The sequence below is a fragment of the uncultured Aquimarina sp. genome, assembly GCF_947492405.1.
Taxonomy (GTDB): domain Bacteria; phylum Bacteroidota; class Bacteroidia; order Flavobacteriales; family Flavobacteriaceae; genus Aquimarina.
The window spans coordinates 1-237 of sequence record NZ_CANLMP010000036.1 but is presented as its reverse complement, the minus strand read 5'-3'; the positions used below and the strand labels follow the sequence as shown (position 1 = coordinate 237).

The 237-nt window shown below is 49.4% G+C and carries 1 protein-coding gene; it reads left to right on the top strand.

Annotation, left to right across the window (positions count from 1 at the left end; all coding sequences use genetic code 11):
* Positions 1-237, top strand: a 237-nt coding sequence (locus tag Q0829_RS27540) for a hypothetical protein (protein WP_298549313.1), incomplete at both ends; no start/stop codon positions are given.

Genomic DNA, 237 nt, shown 5'->3' with positions numbered 1-237 from the left:
GCTGAAGAAGAGCGATTACGTCAGGAAGCAGAAGCTGCAAGATTAGCTGAGGAAGAGCGATTACGTCAGGAAGCAGAGGCTGCAAGATTAGCTGAGGAAGAGCGATTACGTCAGGAAGCAGAGGCTGCAAGATTAGCTGAAGAAGAGAGACAACGTCAGGAAGCAGAAGCTGCAAGATTAGCTGAGGAAGAGCGATTACGTCAGGAAGCAGAAGCTGCAAGATTAGCTGAGGAAGAG